We start from the raw sequence: 18,871 nt of genomic DNA, 5'->3' as shown, positions 1-18,871 counted from the left end.
CGTCCTGAGCCAGGATCAAACTCTTTATGAAAATTGTATATCCAAGCTTTTCAGCTTACATATCTTTTAATCCTGTTCATAACGCTTGCGTTATTACTTTCGTGTTATTTTTCAGTCTTTTCTTGACCTTCTCTTCTCTCCGCTGTTCCCAGCTTCAAAAAGGAATCTCAAGGGTCGTTACTTTTCTTCGCATTGTTCAATTTTCAAGATGCTGTTTGTTCTGCCCCTTTTGAGACAGCTTTAATATTATATCACTGTCTTTCGGATTTGTCAAGTACTTTTTTCAAATTCCTTTGAATTTTTTCGTTCTCGGCTCGTCCTTATCTGTCGGACAGTGATTATATTATATCATCTATCCGGGAATTTGTCAAATCAAATTTTACCCAAATATTCCTTTTCTTTTTGTACGAAATCACGGACAGAATTTCCATGCAGCCTTTTACAGGCTTTCCGGACAGAAAAGGCGCCTTTCAGACGCCTTTTTCTATTCATTCTGAAGCAAGAAGCTCCTTATATGTATGAATGTACATCTCCGCCGAGGTAGCCCAGCTGTGATCGCACTCCATAGCTCTCTTTACGAGTTCTTCCCATATGCTTTTATCATTATAGTCGTTCCATGCGCGCTTCACAGCGTCCAGCATATCATTGGCATTATAGGTCTTGAAGGTATATCCGTTGCCATCCTCACCGCCGTTGTCGCGGACGGAATCCCTCAGCCCTCCTGTTTCACGGACTATGGGAACAGCTCCGTACCTCATGGCTATCATCTGTGCAAGGCCGCACGGCTCGCTCTGCGACGGCATAAGGAACATATCCGCGCCTGCATATATCCTGTGTGAGAGCTCCGGCTCAAAGCCAACTGTTACTGATACTCTGTCGGGATATCTTGCAGCCATTTCAAGGAAGAAGTCCTCGTATATCTTCTCACCGCTGCCAAGAATGGCAAACTTGATACCGTCATGTACCATTTCTTCAAACACACAGCGTATGAGATCTATTCCCTTATGTCTTACAAAGCGCGAAACTATGCCGATTATCGGTTCATCGCCCTCTGCAAGTCCGAACTCCTTGATAAGCTCTTTCCTGCACTCAGCCTTTCCGTCAGGCTTTCTGGCTGAGTAGTTCGCCGCTATGAATTTATCCTTTTCGGGATCATAAAGCTTGGTATCTATGCCGTTCATTATTCCGCGGAGCTTATACTGCTTCGTTACAAGTATCCTGTCAAGTCCGTGAGCGTACCACGGGTCCATTATCTCCCATGCATAGCTGGGGCTGACTGTCGTTATCATGTCCGAGGTCTCGATAGCTCCCTTCATCATGTTGACATAGCCGTCGTACTCGATAAGTCCTGCGTTATACATGGGTATCCCCATGAGTTCGCTGAGAACTTCCTTTCCGTACTTTCCCTGATACTCTATATTATGGATAGTGTAAACGGTCTTTATTCCGTCATATCCCTGCTGATACTTATAGTAAACGTTGTAATAAACCGGTATCAGCGCTGTCTGCCAGTCGTTGCAGTTGATAATGTCGGGCGTGAACTTTATATACTTCAGCATTTCAAGTACCGCCCTGTCAAAGAAAACAAATCTTTCACAGTCATCATAGAAGCCGTAAAGTCCGTCTCTTGAAAAATAGTACTCGTTATCTATGAAGTAATAGGTTATGCCCTCATATATCGCCATGAATATTCCGCAGTACTGCTTGCGCCACGAAACGTCAACAGTAATGTTTGCGAGAAATACCATTTTCTCGCGTATCTCAGGCTTTATCGACTTGTAGAGGGGAATGACCACCCTGCAGTCGTGCCTCTTTGATTTTATCGCTTTCGGAAGCGAGCCTACAACATCTGCAAGTCCGCCTGAGGCTGCGAAAGGCACAGCCTCGCTGGCAGCAAATAGTATTTTCATATTCGATCACCGCCGTCAGATCTTACCGCCTTTTCCTATATACAGCGGATATGTCTCGGAGCCCGTAAGCACCTTTGCATTGCTTATCTCTACGTTCTTATCGGTTATAACCGACGATATACTACAGCTCTCGCCGACCCTGGTGCCCTGGAACAGTACACAGTCCTTGACTACAGTATCCTTTCCTATCCTTACGCCTCTGAAAAGGATAGAGTTGATAACAGTTCCCTCGATAATGCAGCCGTCCGCAATGAGAGAATCCTTGATATTCGACTCAAGTCCGTATTTTACGGGACCGTTGTCGCCTATCTTTGTAAATACAGGCATATTCTTCTTGAAAAGCGCATTTTTCTTTGCAGGATCAAGAAGGAGCCTGCTTGCGCTGTAATAATCCTGTATACTGTCTATCCTTGTGAAGAAGCCGTCATGTCTGAAGCCCATTATCTTGAAATCCTTGTTTCCGCTCTGGAGTATCTCACGGGTAAAGCTGTGCTGATTTCTGCTTGCAGCGTCAGCTACTACCTTCTTGAGAAATTCCTTTGTAATGATACACATTTCAAGCCATATGCTGCATTCGCCCTTTATCTGCGGAGCTACGAGAGCGTCCTTGAGGCAGTTGTTCTCGTCGAACTCAAGCACTGTTGCACAGTTGCTCTTTTCGCCGTCATAGAAACTCTTGCTGTAGATAAGGGTGATGTCGGCTTCGTTTTCCATATGCTGCTTGAGGGCAGGGTTGAAGTTGAGGGTCGTAACAACGTCACAGTTGGACATTATCACATACTTTGCATTTGAATGCTCAACAAAGCCCCATATGTTGTTGAGAGCGTCAAGTCTGCCCTTGTATATACCGCCTGTCTGGCTGTACGGAGGGAGCAGATGAAGTCCGCCCTTTTTACGCGAAAGGTCCCAGTCACGTCCCGATCCGAGGTGATCGAGAAGAGAACCGTAGTTTGATTTTGTTATTACGCCTACCTCTGAAACTCCCGAATTAACAAAATTCGACAGAGGAAAATCTATAAGGCGATAACGTCCCCCGAAAGGTATTGAACCCATTGTTCTTGATTTTGTCAGCTCGCTGACATATGAATCATGCATACTTGCAAAGACAAGTCCCAAAACATTATAATTAACACTCATAGTACATTACCTCCGTCAGATATTTTCGCCGATGATCTGTTTCGGCTCTACTACTTTTTCAGCCGACACAGTAACATTATGTCCGACAACGGCAATGCCCCAATTGTCTCTGTTTTCGATCTTTTCGGGACTTGATCCCACGTGAGCACGGTTTTCGATAACGCTGTCGCTACCTATGATAGCGTATTCAACAACAGCTCCCGACTTGATGACAGTTCCGGGCATAACGATACTGTAGTTCACAGTAGCACCCGGCTCGATTGTAACGCCTGAAAACAGAATGGAGAAATCGACTGTTCCGTCGATGGTGCTTCCCTCTGAGATCATGGAGTTCTCAATGCAGGCATTGTCGCCCACATACTGCGGCGGATAGTTGTTGTTGCGTGAATATATCTTCCAGTTCGGATCATAGAGATCGAGAGGAACGTTCGGACTGAGGAGATCCATGTTCGCCTCCCACAGTGAGTCAAGAGTTCCGACATCCTTCCAGTATCCCTCGAACTCATACGCAAAAAGACGCTGTCCGTCTTTCAGCATTGATGTGATTATATCCTTGCCGAAGTCCTTCGACCACGGCTCGCCTTTTTCGCGCTTGGCGTTTGCTTCGTTCTCGTTCTCGATGAGGTACTCCTTCAGCTTTGCCCAGCTGAATACGTATATACCCATTGACGCAAGAGTTGACTTGGGCTCCTTGGGCTTCTCAACGAAGTCTACGATCTGCTTCTTCTCGTCACATATCATTATGCCGAAGCGTGAAGCCTCCGCCTTCGGAACATCTATTACGGAGATAGTACAGTCGGCGTCGTTTGCAACGTGGAAATCAACCATTTTGGAATAATCCATCTTATATATGTGATCACCGCCGAGAACTACCACGTACTCGGGATCGTATCTCTCGATAAATCCCATATTCTGGTATATGGCATTCGCCGTGCCCTCATACCATGAAGCTCCTGCCTGCGTTTCATAAGGCGGAAGTACGTGAACACCTCCATTCATCTTGTCAAGGTCCCACGGCTGACCGTTGCCTATATACTCGTTCAGCACAAGAGGCTGATACTGAGTGAGCACGCCTACCGTATCTATACCTGAGTTGGTGCAGTTTGAAAGTGGAAAGTCAATAAGTCTGTATTTGCCGCCGTATGGTACTGCTGGCTTTGCAACATTCTTGGTCAGCGCATATAATCTGCTGCCCTGACCGCCTGCAAGGAGCATTGCAACGACTCTTTTTTTACTGTACATTGTTATTCCTCCAATACAATTTCCTATCTGTTGTGATCATTTTTCAGACGTTTTTTTCTTCGCCGTAGTCCTTTTCTTCGCAGCCGTTCCGTCAGCAGTCTTTTTAGTCCCTGCCGATGTCTTTTTTGGTACGGCTGTTACGATCTCAGTCTTTTGCTTCGGCTCTCTCTTTTTTGTGGGCTCATACCTGAGATAGATAACCGAAAGAGGAGCGAGGGTCATTGTGATACTGTTATCGTGTCCGTGCATGGGGACGCTTGCAGACCTGAAGGTCTTTTCGGTAACTCCCGAGCCTCCGAACTCCACAGCGTCAGTATTGAAAACAAGCTTGTACCTTCCCTTGTGAGGAACGCCTATCCTGTAGTTCTGACGTTCAACGGGAACAAAGTTGCATACTGCTATGAGCTCCTCGTCATTGTCGTCGATACGTCTGAACGAGATGATACTCTGCTTGTAATCGTCGTTTGATATCCAGCCGAAGCCGTTCCACGAATCGTCGTCCTGCCACAGCGGAGGATTGTCGATATAGAACTTGTTCAGCTTTTCAGAGAACTTCTGCATGGTCTTGTGAGAGTCGAAATTCAGCAGGTTCCAGTCGAGCTGAGCCTTGTAGTTCCACTCGCTCATCTGTGCGAATTCCTGTCCCATAAACAGAAGCTTCTTGCCGGGGTGAGCCATCATATATGCGAGGAACGCACGGTATGAAGCAAATTTCTGCTCGTAACTGCCCGGCATTTTATTGATCATCGAGCACTTTCCGTGTACTACCTCATCATGTGAGATAGGCAGGATATAGTTCTCGGAAAAGGCATAGAAAAATGAGAATGTGAGCTTGTCGTGATTGAACGCACGATATATCGGATCAAGGGACATATAGCTGAGCATATCGTTCATCCAGCCCATGTTCCACTTGAAGTTGAAACCAAGTCCGCCGATATCGGTGGGCTTAGTAACGAGCGGCCACGCAGTCGATTCCTCGGCGATCATCAGAGCGTCGGGGTGCTTGCGGAATACGGCTTCGTTGAGGTGCTTGAGGAACTCTACCGCTTCTAGGTTCTCGTTGCCTCCGTAAATGTTCGCAGCCCATTCGCCCTCGCGCCTGTCGTAGTCAAGGTACAGCATTGAAGCCACGGCGTCGACTCTGAGTCCGTCGATGTGGAACTCGTCGAACCAGTAATTCGCACTTGAAATGAGGAACGAGCATACCTCAGCCTTTCCGAAGTCGAACACACGTGTTCCCCAGGCTTTATGCTCCTTCTTACGGTCGTCAGCGTACTCATAGCAGCAGCCTCCGTCAAACTCGTACAGACCTGCCTCGTCCTTCGGGAAATGTGCGGGTACCCAGTCGAAGATAACGCCTATCCCTGCCTCATGGAACATATCTATCATCTTCCTGAGGTCGTCGGGAGTTCCGTACCTCGATGTGGGAGCGAAATATCCCGTCACCTGATAGCCCCACGAACCGTCGTAAGGGTATTCCGTAAGCGGCATGAACTCCACATGGGTATAGGACATTTTTTTCAGGTACGGTATGATCTCCTTTGCAAATGTCACATAATCGAGAAATTTGTCCTCACCGTAATTCTTCCATGAACCGAGGTGGACTTCATATATATTCACAGGACTCTTGTAAATGCTCACGACGTTCTTTGTCTCGAACCATTTGCTGTCCTGCCATTCATAGCTGCTCTCATATATTTTAGAGGCAGTTCCCGGACGAGTCTCAAAGTGAGGGGCATAGGGATCTGCCTTCATAAGTATCCTGCCGTCTCTGGCTTCGATACTGAATTTATATGCGTCGTACTGCTTGAGCTTAGGTATCTCGGTCTCCCAGATACCCTCGGCTATCATAGACATGGGATTTCTTTTCCTGTCCCAGTTGTTGAAATCTCCCACAACGGAAACACTTACAGCGTTAGGAGCCCAAACCCTGAAAATGAAAACCTTGCTTCTTCCTTTTTTTGCAGAATGAACACCAAAAAATTTATATGCTTCGTAGTTTTTACCCTGGTAAAAAAGGTACAGCGGAAAATCATTGGGATTGTTATTGTTATTGTAAACAGACATAATTCAGCCTCCTTTGCTATAATACATTTTATCAGAATAAGCAGAATTATTCAAGCTTTTTTGGTGATAATGAAAAAAATTCAGACGTTATGCTAATAATAGGCATTACAATTAGTGCATTTTGACATATTTATTTTAGGATTATCTCGGCTTGCTTTGTTAATATGCACAGCAAACGCCTCTTTTTTTCATGTGATAGACGCGATTTGAGTTAATATTTTGTTCACAAAAGGAGGAGTTTTTCCCGTCAACCCGTAACTCTCACACCGATGACGGTAACATCGTCAGAGTGTATCCCGTGATTGAACACCTGTGCCTTTCCGCTTATTTCGTCCACAATGTGTCTGAGGTCGTCGCCGCCGAGAAGGAGCTCCTTTATGAAGGGGTAAGCGCTCTCGGATATGCCGTCGGAGAACATTATGATGATATCGCCGCTCTCAAAATCGCAGTCCTTCACAAAGACCTCCGACGCTTCGTATATGCCTATTGGGAATGTGGGAGAGGTCACCTTCATCACACTGCCGCGGTGTCTTATGAGAGTTGCGGCTGCACCAGATTTTATCACCGTGAGCCCGCACTCGTCAAGGTCGATACGGACAGCGTCAAAGGTCGCAAAGCTCTCCTGCCATGACTTTGTGACCATGACAGAATTAATGAGCTTTATGGCGGTCGAAAAGTCTACTCCACCTGTTACGAGCCTGCGGAAAAGTCCCACTACCATTCTCGACTCACAGGACGCTTCCATGCCTGTTCCCATACCGTCGGAGAGGACAGCGTAAGCCGCTCCGCTGCCGTCAAAGAATACTGTATGAGTATCTCCGTTATCGTCGGAATTATCCGCCCTTGCGGAAACGGCATAAACTTCCATGCCGAAATGCGGCTTTTCGTAACACCTTATGCGTACCTCTTTCCCCGAGCGTACAGGTTCGGTTGAGTCGAGCGAAAGGTGAAGCTCGTCAGCGATAAGGTCACATATACGGGTGCTCGTTTCGGGAGCTTCTTCGCTCCCGAAATATACTTCCACGATAAGGCGGTTCCTGCTGTTGTAACAGGCAATGACATTCTCGGGTATTATACCGAACTTTTCCAGCTTGTGCCTTATGCTCCTGCTGACGGTTTCGGAATAGCTCACATCAATACGCTCCCCTGCGGTGCGGATTATATCCTCCGTTATTTTCAGCTGTTCATGCATAAGGCTTCGGCTCTCCGAAAAGCGCATTTCCATAAGCTTTGCAGCAGCTTTTTCACGTGAGCTCTGGGAAAACACCTCGGCAAGCTCGCCCTTTCTGATGCAGTCGTCAAGCTCATGCGGGAAGCTCTCGGCTGCAAATTCCGTCATATCCGCAAGCTTTGAAAATCCGCGGTATGTATTGCCCCTGTCCGACTTCCAGCAGAATGCGCGTCTGTAGCACAAGGTGCAGACCTTGTCCGAATTTTCCGCTATCTCACGGTCTGTGTCGGCTCCCTTTGCAAGCAGCTGAGATATGCGCTCGGACTCGCTGCGGAGCTCCCTGACAGTACTGGAAAGGAACTTCATTTTCGCACCTATCATCTCGGGAAGAGCCGCAGCGCTCTCATTCCCGGTCCTTATCCACTTATCCGAAAACACAGCCGAAACAGGAATAAATATCACAGCTCCGCATATAATATCTATCATGTTCTCAACGCCCTTGACCGTCATTCCCGTCAGTACTGTCAGCACGAAATTTATCCCTACAAAACAGGCAGCCGCTATGTGATTTTTCTGCCTGTAGAGATAACCCGTAAGCAGTCCCGCGGCAGGCATGAGGACCATATTGTAGCCCACTGACGACGACGAAAGGAAAGCTCCGCAGACCGAAAGAGCTCCGCAGAAAACTCCGCCGTTCTGACGGTAAAAATAAGCTCCCGTAAGAGTAAAAGCCGCCGAAGCTATTATGCCTGCGTTCAGCGTCGGGAGCTCCACAGCGCTCAGCGAAGCTATCAGCATGATATAGACCACTGCACATGAGAAACCGCTGCGCCCCGAAATGTTCACGGTCTTGTGCCGCCTGATATCGAGCAGCACCCTCGATGCCGAATACGCCGTAAATCCCGAAAGCGACGCATAGAAGCCGTAGAACATCAGCTTGAACATGAGCTCGCCTATCACCGCAGAAACGGCAGCTCCCGAAACAAAAACGCTGACGGCAGTATTTATACCGCTGAGCTTCGGGTCGTTTTTCGGCTCAATGAACATCTTTATTATCACTATCAGGGCGAGGGAAGAGAGCTTCACTATATTATGTCCGATATCGCCGCTGATGATACTTCGGACAAGGCTCCCTGCGAAGACCGCCGCCGAATACGGGAGCTCCAGCGCTCCCGAAATGGATATATCCGCAAATGAAGCAACTCCTGCTATCCTTGTTCCTGTCAGAAAAAATCCTGCCGCAGCCGCCAGTGCGTATGCAGCCGCTTCTCCGCCGTACTTCCACGACCTTATCGCCTTTATATTCAGCATTACAAATCACCTCACAAAATTATACGCTCCATTATAACATATGGAGGGTGAGTTTTTGGTCGTAATGCGCCGCTGAAAAAAACAGATTAACCTCATTATTTTCCGCAAAATGTAAAAAGCTGTGCAAACGCACAGCTTTTCGTACTATCTTCTGTCAGCCATATAAAGAAGCGCGTTGCAGACCGCAGCCGCTACGTTGCTGCCGCCCTTTCTGCCGCGAGCGACTATACAGGGTACTCCGCTTTCTATTATCATTTCCTTGGACTGCACCACGTTTACAAAGCCCACTGGCATACCTATGACAAGACGTGGTACGAAAGTTCCGCTTTCGATATGCTCCTTGAGGCGTATAAGAGCGGTGGGAGCATTCCCCACAGCATATATTATATCCCTGCCCAGCGAAGCAGCCTTGTCAACGGAAACTGCAGCTCTTGTTATGCCCCGTTCAGCCGCTTCGGAGGCTACGTCACTGTCAGCCATGAAGCATTCGACGCTGCAGCCGTGACGTGCAAGTGCAGCCTTGTTTATGCCTGCCTTTGCCATATTCGTATCGGTCACGAAAAGAGCTCCTTCCCTTATGGCAGAAAGAGCGGTTTCCACTGCATTTTCGGAAAAAAACATATTGTCATAGTAGTCGAAATCCGCAGTCGTATGGATAGCCCTCATGACTATCGGCTTTATATCATCGGGAAGCTTTCTCTCCCCCAGCTCGGCTTCTATTATCTCAAAACTCCTTCGTTCTATGTCCTTCGGGAGTATGTATTCAAGCTCCATCATACGCCCTCCTCGATTATCCTGTAGAGCAGCCCGGTATCTATGCTTCTGCGGACGCCCTCAGCAAGAAGGTCGTACTGTCTTTCCTTGTAGGCGTTCCTGTCCACAACTCCGCCGCGGTATGCTATGCCCTTGCTGTCATACAGCTTTTTCACTATGCGCTCGGATACCTGAGAGTTGTCGAATATCCCGTGGATATAGCAGCCGTAAACGCTGCCCGAATAAGCTCCTCCGCAGTCAAGCAGAGGTCGCTCACCGCTGTCTGTGCTGCCCATGTGTATCTCGTAGCCGCTGAACTCAGCGCCGCTGAGACAGCTGAAAAATCCGCCTATATTCCTGAACCTTCCGCTTGTCTGAGTCTGCCTTTTTCCGCCCATGAACACAGTCCTGCACCGCAGGAGCCCCATTCCGCTTATACTGCCGCCGCACTCGCTGTCAAGGGGGTCGGCAATGGTCTCGCCAAGCATCTGATAGCCGCCGCATATCCCGAAAACAGGCACTCCGTTAGCAGCGCTGCGCTTTATCACAGCCTCCATGCCGCTCTCGCGCAGCCACTTCATGTCGCAGATAGTGCTCTTTGTACCGGGAATTATTATCATATCGGGAGTTTCAAGCTCCTCATATCTCGTCACATAGCGGACGGTCACTCCGTCATACTGCGAAAACACGTCTAAATCCGTAAAATTGGATATTTTCGGCAGCTTTATAACGGCTATGTCGATAAGTCCGGCAGACTTTCCCTCAAGCTTTGACGACAGGCTGTCCTCGTCCTCTATATCGCAGTCAAGCTGCGGAACTACCCCAAGAACAGGCTTTCCGCCGCGCTTCTGAAGTATATCTCTTCCGCTGTCGAAAAGGGAAATATCGCCGCGGAACTTGTTCACGACAAGTCCCTTTACCATACTAAGCTCGTCAGTTTCAAGCAGACTGAGAGTGCCGAGGAGCTGCGCGAAAACTCCTCCCCTGTCGATATCGCCCACAAGCACGACGGGAGCCTTTGCGAGCTTTGCCATGCCCATATTGACGATATCGTCGGTTTTCAGATTCAGCTCCACAGGACTTCCCGCGCCCTCGATAACTATGATATCATGCTGTGCGGCAAGCTTGTCGTAGGCCTCTTTTATTTTTGGGATAAGGTCGCGCTTCTGTCGGAAATATTCGGAAGCAGACATATTTCCGACAGCTCTGCCGTTTACTATCACCTGCGAACCGATATTCGTTGTGGGCTTGAGCAGAACGGGATTCATGAGCACCGACGGCTCTATACCTGCCGCCTCCGCCTGCATCGCCTGAGCTCTTCCTATCTCGCAGCCGTCAGCGGTAATGTAGGAATTGAGCGCCATATTCTGCGATTTAAACGGAGCGCAGCTGTACCCGTCCTGTCTGAATATGCGGCAGAGTGCAGCCGCGAAAAAACTCTTTCCTGCGTTGGACATAGTCCCCTGTATCATAATAGCCTTAGCCATTCATTATCCTCCTTATTGCAGCTATAAGCTGCCTGTTTTCAGATACTGTACGCACCGCCGCGCGGAAAAAGCTCCTGTCAAGTCCGCTGTAACCGGCACAGCTCCGGATAAGTATCTTTCTTTCCAGCAGAAGCTCTCCCAAGTCGGTACGCGCTTTGAATAAAATAAAATCAGTATCCGACGGGAACACTTTTACCCCCATATCAGCAAGTTCTGCCGCAAGATATTCCCGTTCGGCTTTTATTAGATCCGTCGTTCTCTTAATGTAATCTTTTTCGTCAAGTGCGGCGATCCCGGCCGCCTGTGCAGGTGCAGAAACGCTCCAGTACTGTCCTGTGCGTGATATTTTTTCCGCAGTTTCGGTGTTTCCGCAGACCGCGTATCCAAGCCTCAGACCTGCCATTGCAAACAGCTTCGTAAACGAGCGCAGAACGATAGTACTTTCGTTCAGGAAGTTCAGCGCTGTAATACGTTCACTTTCTGACGAGAAACCGATAAAGCTCTCGTCACAGAGAAAAAATACTCCTGCCATGCGGCACCTTCCGGCAATTTCCGCAAGCAGCTCGGGTCCTGTTATTTGTCCGGTGGGATTGTTTGGCGAAGCAAGTATGAGCATATCATTTCCTGCTATCCTGTCAAATATGCTCTCCGTCAGCGCAAAGCCTTTTTCTTCATAAAGGAAATGCTCGTTTACAGCACAGCCGTATTCCTCGAGGGCTTTTCTGTACTCGCTGAATGCAGGAGCGCATATGAGAGCCTTTTTCGGTCTCAAAGCTGAAACAATACGGTAAATAAGGTCGTCCGCCCCGTTTCCGCAGACGATATTCTCCGCAGGAACTCCCAGCTTACCGGAAAGCTTTCCGCGTAGCTTGCTGCAAAAGGGATCGGGATATTTTTCCCATTCAGCCGCGGAAGCGATAACAGCTTCCCTGACCTTTTCGGGCATTCCGAGAGGGTTAAGGTTTGCCGAAAAGTCAAGGCAGATATCCAGTGACAGGTCGTTTCCGCCGTGATGTCGGTTCAGCATAGGACACCTCCGAAAAGCAGAGCCCTGACCAACAAAGCTGCCGCAAAAACAAGGGCTGAGCTTGCGTACATGAGCCTGTTTGCACGGCGGATATCCTCATTTTCGATATCTCTGACCGCGTCGCCGATGAACTCCTTTTTGTGGAGCTCTCCGAAATAATAAGCGTCCCCTGCGAGCCTTACGCCGAGAGCTCCCGCGCAGGCAGACTCGGTCTGTGCGGAGTTGGGACTTGCGTGCTTTCTTCTGTCTCTTTTCCAGATACGATTGGCTCCCCTGCCGTCAAGTCCCGTAACAGGAGCACACACTATCATCGCAAGTGCAGTTATACGTGAGGGAAGATAGTTGAGAACGTCGTCCAGCTTTGCCGCACAGCGCCCGATGTCAGCGTATTTCTCATTTTTATAGCCTATCATGGAGTCCATAGTGTTTGCCGCCTTGTAGAAAAAACCGAGTACAGCTCCGCCGAGAGCCATATACATCACGGGAGCCGTCACACCGTCGGAGGTGTTTTCCGCAACTGTCTCCACCGCCGCGCGTATAATGCCGTTTTCGTCGAGAACAGCCGTGTCTCTGCCAACTATCATGGATACAGCTTTCCGCGCTCCCTCAACATCTCCCGAAGCGATTTTCCTGTAGACCTTCATGCTCTCGTCACGGAGACATCTTGCCGCCATGAGGTAGTAGCACATCACGCCCTCAACTATCGCTCCGAGCCACAGGCTGATACTGTAGCACACAATGAGTACCGCCAAAGGAACTGCAGCCGAAACAGTCAGAACAGTTACCGCAAGGAAAACTCCTCCCTTACGGAGCCTGCCTGCAAAGCGTCTGCGGACAAAGTCTTCCAGCCGTGAAATGAATCTGCCGATAAGCCTTATCGGGTGAGGCATAGTATATGGATCGCCCACGGCGCAGTCAAGCGCCGCGCCAATAATAAGCGGTATCACCGCTGCCAAGTAGTTCATATCTTCTCCGTTACCGTTATTTTTTTTCCGTCAAACTCAGTGACAAAGCCGTGACCGTTGGCGGTATGCCAGTCGTAATAGCTCTTTTCCGGAACCGCGAAATGCTCCATTACCGCCATTATCGTACCGCCGTGCACAACAAATGTAAGATGTGCGTCGTCGGGCTCATTTTCAAGACAGCTCAGGAAACCGTCAATACATCTCTTCCTGAAATCCGCAGGGCTTTCACCGTTTGGGAAAGGCGCTTCGCCGCCGCTGTCTATCCAGCGCTGATAGCGGCTGTCAAGACTGAGCTCTATGTAGTTTCTGCCCTCGAAATCCCCGAAATCGCACTCCCTGAGAGCTTCGCAGATTGTGGGCTGAGTATCGGGAAAAATAAGCTCCGCCGTCTGCAGACAGCGCTTCATGGGGCTTGCAATGAGCTTTCCGCAGGGCGGATAATTTATGGCTGCAAGCTCTGCTATCCCCGCAAATGAAAGCGGCTCGTCAGTCCTGCCTATGTAGCGCATATCAAGGTTGCCCTCGGTCTTTCCGTGGCGTATAAAGTCAATCCTCATTCCTGCCGCCTTTCAGGAAAACAGGTATCCCGCAGATAACTCTGACAACGGTATCGCTTGCAGAGGAGATCATACAGCCGCACCTGCCTGTTTCCTCGCGGCGCCTGCGCTCGGACTTCTCAACAGGTACGATACCGCAGCCTATCTCGTCCATGATGATGACTGCATTGCCGTTTTCCGCGCAGAGCTTCTTCGTGAAGTCCAGCGGACTCGCTCCCTCAGCGATAAGCCGTTCGATCAGCCTGTGATAGCTGTTTATGCACTTCGCCGTAAAAGCTTCTTCAAAAACGCAGACAGAGCCGTTGACGATTTCGGACTCATCAAACCCGAACAACTCACAGGCAGCAGCCGTCTTTCCCTGATATGCTCCTCCGACTACAAATTTCATGCCATGACCTCCATTATCCTGTATGTGACAGCGGCGGCAGCTGCGACCGAAAGCTCGCAGACCTGCAGGAACCAGCCTGCAAGGTCGCCTGTAACACCACCGAATTCCTTATATGCCATGCGATGATAGTACATCATCGTTAACAGTGCGGCAGCTGCCGCAGAAACACCTGCAGCCGTACTCACCGCCGCCATTGCACAGCAGCTTGCGGCTGCCGCGAAAGAAAGGGCGAAAAGCGCCGCGTTTCTATGTGTATAGATGGTAAAAGCAAACAAAGTACCTTCTTTTTTCGCAGCCCTGAACGTTACGGCAGCAAGTCCGCTGAGAGAACGGGAAAGCACATATCCGCAGGCAGCGACTGCCGCCGCAGAAGTCCCGTGAAGCTCCGACAGCAGCGCAGTATAAAGCAAAAGATATGCTCCAAGCTTTATAGCCGCGAAAGCCCCTATGTGAGAGTCGCTGAGTATCTCGAGCTTACGCGCTTTGCCGCCCCATGAAGCCCTTGCGTCGCAGGTGTCGCAGAAGCCGTCAAGGTGTATGCCGCCTGTTACTGAGACCGTCAGCGCAACAGCTCCTGCGCCGAACAGGAAATTCCCCATGCCAAGCCATATGCAGAACTGCTCCCACAGCATGAACATAATACCTGCAACGGCTCCCACAAGAGGAAAAAAGCACAGCGCATAGCGGCGGTTCTCGGGCTTCCATTCAATATGCGGCATTGGGATCCGCGAATACATCTGAAAGGCAGTTATCAACGATCTTATCATACGAGCTCCCCTTTCAGAGCCGTGGGGATACCGTAAACGCACTCGACCACATTGTCCGCAAACTCAGCTATACCACTGTTTATCCGCGCTATCTCGCTTACGAAAGCCATAATGTCCGCGGAATAACTGTTACCGTCGCTTCCGACCTCGTTTGTAACGATAACGAGCTGTGAAGCAGTCTCCCCGAGTCGCCTTATATCGCTGATTATCTTACCTGACGGCCTGAGTACCGCTCCGCCTGTGTACATCTCGTTTGCACAGAGATTCCCTATACATTCCAGGAGAATACCGCAATCGGCAGGCAGATGGAGCTTGCCGACATCACGGGGACACTCTACAGTTATGAAGTTCCTGTTCTTCCGCGCTTCACGGTGACGGGCGATTATCTCGTATGCGTCGTCCCCGACGGGCTCCATAGTGGCGATATAGTATTTCTGCCCTGCAAAGTTCTCCAGTACCTTTTCCGCATAGCTTGATTTACCGCACTTTGAACCGCCTGTAACAAGTGTTGTCATTTCAGTTCCACATACCTTTCTATGCCCAGACCGTCAAATCTGTGTGAGTTGTAGTATATCGCCGCAGCTCCGTCAAGAAGAGGAAGAAGAAGTATACCGCCCGTGCCCTCCCCGAGTCTCAGCTCACCGTCTATCACCGCGCGGAGACCAAGCTTTTCAAGAAGTCCTCTTCCTGCAGGCTCCGCAGAAACATGACCTGCAAGCATATAATCCACAGACGCAGGAGCGATCATTGACGCGAGAACAGCCGCAACTGCCGAAATAACGCCGTCAATGACGACAGTTACACCGTAATGGGCACCCCCGAGAAAAAGACCGGTCATGCCGCCTATCTCGAAGCTTCCAAGCTTTGCAAGGAGCTCCACCCCGTTGTCGGAAAACGGAGAATTTATCTTTATAGCACGCTTTACGACTGCAATTTTACGCTCAAGTCCGTCAGATGACAGACCTGCGCCTCTGCCTGTTACCGCATCGGGCGGCAGTCCGAGAAGCACCGATGAAAGGGCAGCTGTGGGAGTCGTATTCCCGATACCCATTTCACCCGTAACAATGAGCTTTATGCCCTTGTTTGCAAGCTCACCTGCAATGTCCATACCCGTTTGTATAGCCTGTTCAGCCTTAGCGGCGGACATTGCGGGACCGACAGCTATATTCGCCGTACCCTTGCATATCTTCCTGTTGATAAGTCCCCTGCAGGCTATATCACGGGCAATTCCGATATCCACGGCAACGACCTCGGCACGGTAAACGTCTGCGAGAACATTTATATTCGACCGTCCGCAGGCTATCTCCTTAGCGCAGGCAGCAGTCACCGAATTATCGGACTGTGTAACGCCCTCGGCAACAACGCCGTTATCAGCGCACATGACGACTACAGCGCGGTTGAAGATATTGGGCATATCGGTGCGCTGAACAGCCGCTATCCTGTTCCACATCTCCTCGAGCACACCGAAGCTGCGGAGGGGCTTTGCCACCGAGTCCCAGCGAGCCTGTGCAAGGTCGGCGTATTTCCTGTCAACAGGCTTTATATGAGCTATCCTATCCATAAATGCCTCCAAACTCCGCACAAGCAGCTGCAAACCGCTCGGCAATACTGATATCTGTATAAAAGTACAGGTGCGGAAAGCCTGCGTAAAGCGATTTCCCGCCGTGTATGCAGCTCCACTCCCTGCCGTCAGCCTTCCGTGCCGTGAAGCTGCTGCCGCAGTCTGTGCTGTCCCAGTAATGGAACTCATGAGCCGCTATTTTCTGACCTTTGCGGCATATAAGACTGTCTTCGCAGGCAGTGAGAGTAACGTAGCCGAAACGCTGCAAACGCGCTGTCTCATAGGCAGTCCCGTTCAGAACTCCCGCCATTTTGTGTTCCAGTCCGTCTGTCGTTTTCATTGCTTCGTGCAGATACATAAATCCGCCGCATTCGGCGATAGTTGGCATTCCCGAAGCTACCGCGCTCTTTACTGCCGCAAGCATTCCGCGGTTCGCTGAGAGCTCATCGGCATGAAGCTCGGGATAACCGCCGCTGAGAAACAGTCCGCAGCAGTTTTCGGGGAGCTTTTCATCACTTATGGGCGAAAAGAACTGTATTTCGCAGCCAAGCTGTTCCAGAAGCTGAAGATTTTCGTCATAAATGAAGCAGAACGCCTTATCCTTTGCAACAGCAATTTTTGGCTTGCCATTCCTAAAAAGTCTTTTCACTTTTAGCGGAGAATATTCGGGAAGCGGAGCCTCCGCAGCAGCAAGCAGCTCATCGAGAAGTATATGCTTCTCAGCAAGTGCTCCGAGCTCCAGTGTTTTTTCTTTCAGATCAGCGACCTCGTCAGCTGTTACAAGTCCCAGACGGCGGCTTTCCAGCGAAAAGCTGTTCACGGGAAAACAGCCGAAATAACGGGTACCGAGCTTTTCACAAATTCCCCTTGCAAGAGGCACAAGGCGCTCGGGGAGCCTGTTGAAAATGAAGCCTTTTATCCTGTTCGGGACTTCATAGTCAATGAACCCCCTCATAACTGCGCCTATGGACTCAGACGCACCCTTGCAGTCGATGACGACCACCGACGGAGTCTCCGTCGCCATAGAGACGGAATGAGCAGAACCCCGTCCGCCGACTCCGTCATAGTAGCCCATAACTCCTTCTATCACCGATATATCGCTGTTTTTACTGTTCATGCAAAGTAAATTTCTCAGCGTATTGTCATCGCAGAAAAAGCTGTCAAGATTGTAGGACTCCGCGCCGATAATGCTCTTGTGGAACATAGGGTCGATGTAATCGGGGCCGCATTTGAAGCTGCTCACTGACAATCCGCGGGCTTTCAGCGCCGCAAGAATTGCACAGACTATGGTAGTTTTGCCGCAGCCGCTGTGAGTACCGCCTATCAACATTCTTTTCATGGGCGTTTCCTCTTTATTATCCATATGGGATTTTCAGCGCTGAGCATAGTATGACTGCCGACTTTTCGGGTACGGGTAACGGCTATCTGAGTGATCTCCGCTTCAAGTCCGAGCTTGTCAAAAATTGCTGTACACTGAGAAAGTGTTTCCAGTGATACCGCAGTAACGGTCAGCCGTAAATTGCGGTTCATAGCTGCGGCTGTTTCGATAATACCACACAACTGACCACCCGAACCGCCGATAAATACCGAATCGGGAACAGGGAGCTTCTCAATGATCTCTGCCGCCTCACCGCTGTAAATTTCTATATTATCGCAGCCGAACTTCACCTTGTTCTGCCCTATAAGCGAAACAGCTTCAGGGTTCTTTTCAACAGCACAGACCACGCCGTTTCCGCAGCGCATAGCCATTTCCACTGCCACCGAGCCCGTGCCGCTGCCGATATCCCAGCAGACGCTGTCAGCGCCTATATCAAGTCCCCCGACGACTGCCGCCCTTACTTCACACCTGGTCATCGGAACCTTGCCCCTGATGAACTCCTCATCGGCAATACCGCAGGGAACGAACCTCTCATAACCGGGATTTTCACATAGCATGACGCAAAGCCCGTCCGTATCAGTCTCTGCAAGCTCCGAAGCCTTGCCGCTCAGTATCAGCTCATCGTCGTAGCCGAGGTTTTTGCCTATATATATGGAAACGTCACCTATTCCGTACTCGCACAGACGACGGCAGACATCTGCTGCCGTAACATCTCCGCCGAGGAGAAAAAATGTCTTTTTGTGAGCTCTCACGTTTCTCACGATACTTGCTTTTTTACCGTGAAGACTCACAAAAAAACAGTCCGACCATTCCTTTCCGAGCTTTGCACAAAGGTAAACAGGTGAAGAAATACCGCATATCACCTTGGGAGCATACTTTGCAAGCTTCTCGTTCAGTTTCTTTGCGCCGCTGAAAAATCCGCAGTCTCCCGACATGAGAACAGCTGCAGAGGCAAAGCTGTTTTCCTCGATATAGCGCACTATCTCATCGCTGCGGTACTCCGCGAGCACAGGCTTGCCCAACGATTTAAAGGGCTCCAGCATCCGCTCTGCACCTATGAGGACTTCCGCCTCCTCAATGGCTTCTGCCGCTTCTCTTGTCAGCGTTTCAGCGCCTTCCATGCCCGTTCCCACTATGTATATCTTCAACT

16 protein-coding genes are annotated in these 18,871 nt (G+C 49.8%); all 16 read right to left on the bottom strand.

The window, feature by feature from the left end:
• Window positions 1-488 precede the first annotated feature (488 nt).
• Window positions 489-1,910, bottom strand: coding sequence for a glycogen synthase GlgA (gene glgA / locus IKW96_RS10250; protein ID WP_296574122.1), 1,422 nt, complete (start codon window positions 1,908-1,910; stop codon window positions 489-491).
• Between the two features lie 15 nt (window positions 1,911-1,925).
• Window positions 1,926-3,047, bottom strand: coding sequence for a glucose-1-phosphate adenylyltransferase subunit GlgD (gene glgD / locus IKW96_RS10245; RefSeq protein ID WP_296574119.1), 1,122 nt, complete (start codon window positions 3,045-3,047; stop codon window positions 1,926-1,928).
• Between the two features lie 15 nt (window positions 3,048-3,062).
• Entirely contained in the window at window positions 3,063-4,289 is a 1,227-nt protein-coding gene (locus IKW96_RS10240; RefSeq protein ID WP_296574114.1) for a glucose-1-phosphate adenylyltransferase, read from the bottom strand.
• Window positions 4,290-4,325: 36 nt separating this feature from the next.
• On the bottom strand, window positions 4,326-6,356 hold the full coding sequence (gene glgB, locus IKW96_RS10235; RefSeq protein WP_296574110.1) for a 1,4-alpha-glucan branching protein GlgB: 2,031 nt from the start codon (window positions 6,354-6,356) through the stop codon (window positions 4,326-4,328).
• A 247-nt stretch (window positions 6,357-6,603) separates the two neighbouring features.
• On the bottom strand, window positions 6,604-8,838 hold the full coding sequence (locus tag IKW96_RS10230; protein ID WP_296574107.1) for a SpoIIE family protein phosphatase: 2,235 nt from the start codon (window positions 8,836-8,838) through the stop codon (window positions 6,604-6,606).
• A gap of 144 nt (window positions 8,839-8,982) precedes the next feature.
• Window positions 8,983-9,612 (bottom strand): precorrin-8X methylmutase, encoded by a 630-nt coding sequence (locus tag IKW96_RS10225; RefSeq protein WP_296574128.1) that lies wholly within the window; start codon window positions 9,610-9,612, stop codon window positions 8,983-8,985.
• Window positions 9,612-11,078 (bottom strand): cobyric acid synthase, encoded by a 1,467-nt coding sequence (locus IKW96_RS10220; protein ID WP_296574104.1) that lies wholly within the window; start codon window positions 11,076-11,078, stop codon window positions 9,612-9,614. Before IKW96_RS10220 ends, IKW96_RS10225 begins: the two co-directional genes overlap by 1 nt.
• A complete protein-coding gene (locus IKW96_RS10215) occupies window positions 11,071-12,105 on the bottom strand; it encodes a histidinol-phosphate transaminase (protein WP_296574099.1) in 1,035 nt (344 codons plus the stop codon). Before IKW96_RS10215 ends, IKW96_RS10220 begins: the two co-directional genes overlap by 8 nt.
• Window positions 12,099-13,070, bottom strand: a complete 972-nt coding sequence (cbiB, locus tag IKW96_RS10210) for an adenosylcobinamide-phosphate synthase CbiB (protein ID WP_296574096.1) — start codon at window positions 13,068-13,070, stop codon at window positions 12,099-12,101. The genes IKW96_RS10215 and cbiB overlap by 7 nt, the downstream gene beginning before the upstream one ends.
• Window positions 13,067-13,627, bottom strand: coding sequence for a histidine phosphatase family protein (locus IKW96_RS10205; RefSeq protein WP_296574093.1), 561 nt, complete (start codon window positions 13,625-13,627; stop codon window positions 13,067-13,069). Before IKW96_RS10205 ends, cbiB begins: the two co-directional genes overlap by 4 nt.
• Entirely contained in the window at window positions 13,617-14,015 is a 399-nt protein-coding gene (locus IKW96_RS10200) for a bifunctional adenosylcobinamide kinase/adenosylcobinamide-phosphate guanylyltransferase (protein WP_296574091.1), read from the bottom strand. The genes IKW96_RS10205 and IKW96_RS10200 overlap by 11 nt, the downstream gene beginning before the upstream one ends.
• Complete coding sequence (locus tag IKW96_RS10195; RefSeq protein WP_296574088.1) at window positions 14,012-14,782, bottom strand: adenosylcobinamide-GDP ribazoletransferase; 771 nt, start codon at window positions 14,780-14,782, stop codon at window positions 14,012-14,014. Before IKW96_RS10195 ends, IKW96_RS10200 begins: the two co-directional genes overlap by 4 nt.
• On the bottom strand, window positions 14,779-15,297 hold the full coding sequence (locus tag IKW96_RS10190; RefSeq protein WP_296574086.1) for a bifunctional adenosylcobinamide kinase/adenosylcobinamide-phosphate guanylyltransferase: 519 nt from the start codon (window positions 15,295-15,297) through the stop codon (window positions 14,779-14,781). Before IKW96_RS10190 ends, IKW96_RS10195 begins: the two co-directional genes overlap by 4 nt.
• On the bottom strand, window positions 15,294-16,343 hold the full coding sequence (cobT, locus tag IKW96_RS10185) for a nicotinate-nucleotide--dimethylbenzimidazole phosphoribosyltransferase (RefSeq protein WP_296574083.1): 1,050 nt from the start codon (window positions 16,341-16,343) through the stop codon (window positions 15,294-15,296). Before cobT ends, IKW96_RS10190 begins: the two co-directional genes overlap by 4 nt.
• Window positions 16,336-17,682, bottom strand: a complete 1,347-nt coding sequence (locus IKW96_RS10180) for a cobyrinate a,c-diamide synthase (protein ID WP_296574080.1) — start codon at window positions 17,680-17,682, stop codon at window positions 16,336-16,338. Before IKW96_RS10180 ends, cobT begins: the two co-directional genes overlap by 8 nt.
• A complete protein-coding gene (cbiE, locus tag IKW96_RS10175; RefSeq protein WP_296574075.1) occupies window positions 17,679-18,869 on the bottom strand; it encodes a precorrin-6y C5,15-methyltransferase (decarboxylating) subunit CbiE in 1,191 nt (396 codons plus the stop codon). The genes IKW96_RS10180 and cbiE overlap by 4 nt, the downstream gene beginning before the upstream one ends.
• Between the last annotated feature and the right edge of the window lie 2 nt (window positions 18,870-18,871).

Origin of the sequence: Ruminococcus sp. (assembly GCF_017549005.1) — a bacterium.
Classification (GTDB): Bacteria; Bacillota; Clostridia; order Oscillospirales; family Ruminococcaceae; genus Ruminococcus.
This window is presented reverse-complemented; position numbering and strand designations above follow the sequence as displayed.

What these genes read in the sequence shown, in the direction of transcription:
- IKW96_RS10215 (WP_296574099.1), bottom strand. Translation starts at nt 12,105, where the DNA reads ATGCTGAACCGACATCACGGCGGAAACGACCTGTCACTGGATATCTGC.
- IKW96_RS10205 (WP_296574093.1), bottom strand. Translation starts at nt 13,627, where the DNA reads ATGAGGATTGACTTTATACGCCACGGAAAGACCGAGGGCAACCTTGAT.
- cbiB (WP_296574096.1), bottom strand. Translation starts at nt 13,070, where the DNA reads ATGAACTACTTGGCAGCGGTGATACCGCTTATTATTGGCGCGGCGCTT.
- IKW96_RS10180 (WP_296574080.1), bottom strand. Translation starts at nt 17,682, where the DNA reads ATGAAAAGAATGTTGATAGGCGGTACTCACAGCGGCTGCGGCAAAACT.
- IKW96_RS10230 (WP_296574107.1), bottom strand. Translation starts at nt 8,838, where the DNA reads ATGCTGAATATAAAGGCGATAAGGTCGTGGAAGTACGGCGGAGAAGCG.
- glgB (WP_296574110.1), bottom strand. Translation starts at nt 6,356, where the DNA reads ATGTCTGTTTACAATAACAATAACAATCCCAATGATTTTCCGCTGTAC.
- IKW96_RS10240 (WP_296574114.1), bottom strand. Translation starts at nt 4,289, where the DNA reads ATGTACAGTAAAAAAAGAGTCGTTGCAATGCTCCTTGCAGGCGGTCAG.
- IKW96_RS10195 (WP_296574088.1), bottom strand. Translation starts at nt 14,782, where the DNA reads ATGATAAGATCGTTGATAACTGCCTTTCAGATGTATTCGCGGATCCCA.
- glgD (WP_296574119.1), bottom strand. Translation starts at nt 3,047, where the DNA reads ATGAGTGTTAATTATAATGTTTTGGGACTTGTCTTTGCAAGTATGCAT.
- glgA (WP_296574122.1), bottom strand. Translation starts at nt 1,910, where the DNA reads ATGAAAATACTATTTGCTGCCAGCGAGGCTGTGCCTTTCGCAGCCTCA.
- IKW96_RS10200 (WP_296574091.1), bottom strand. Translation starts at nt 14,015, where the DNA reads ATGAAATTTGTAGTCGGAGGAGCATATCAGGGAAAGACGGCTGCTGCC.
- cobT (WP_296574083.1), bottom strand. Translation starts at nt 16,343, where the DNA reads ATGGATAGGATAGCTCATATAAAGCCTGTTGACAGGAAATACGCCGAC.
- IKW96_RS10225 (WP_296574128.1), bottom strand. Translation starts at nt 9,612, where the DNA reads ATGGAGCTTGAATACATACTCCCGAAGGACATAGAACGAAGGAGTTTT.
- IKW96_RS10220 (WP_296574104.1), bottom strand. Translation starts at nt 11,078, where the DNA reads ATGGCTAAGGCTATTATGATACAGGGGACTATGTCCAACGCAGGAAAG.
- IKW96_RS10190 (WP_296574086.1), bottom strand. Translation starts at nt 15,297, where the DNA reads ATGACAACACTTGTTACAGGCGGTTCAAAGTGCGGTAAATCAAGCTAT.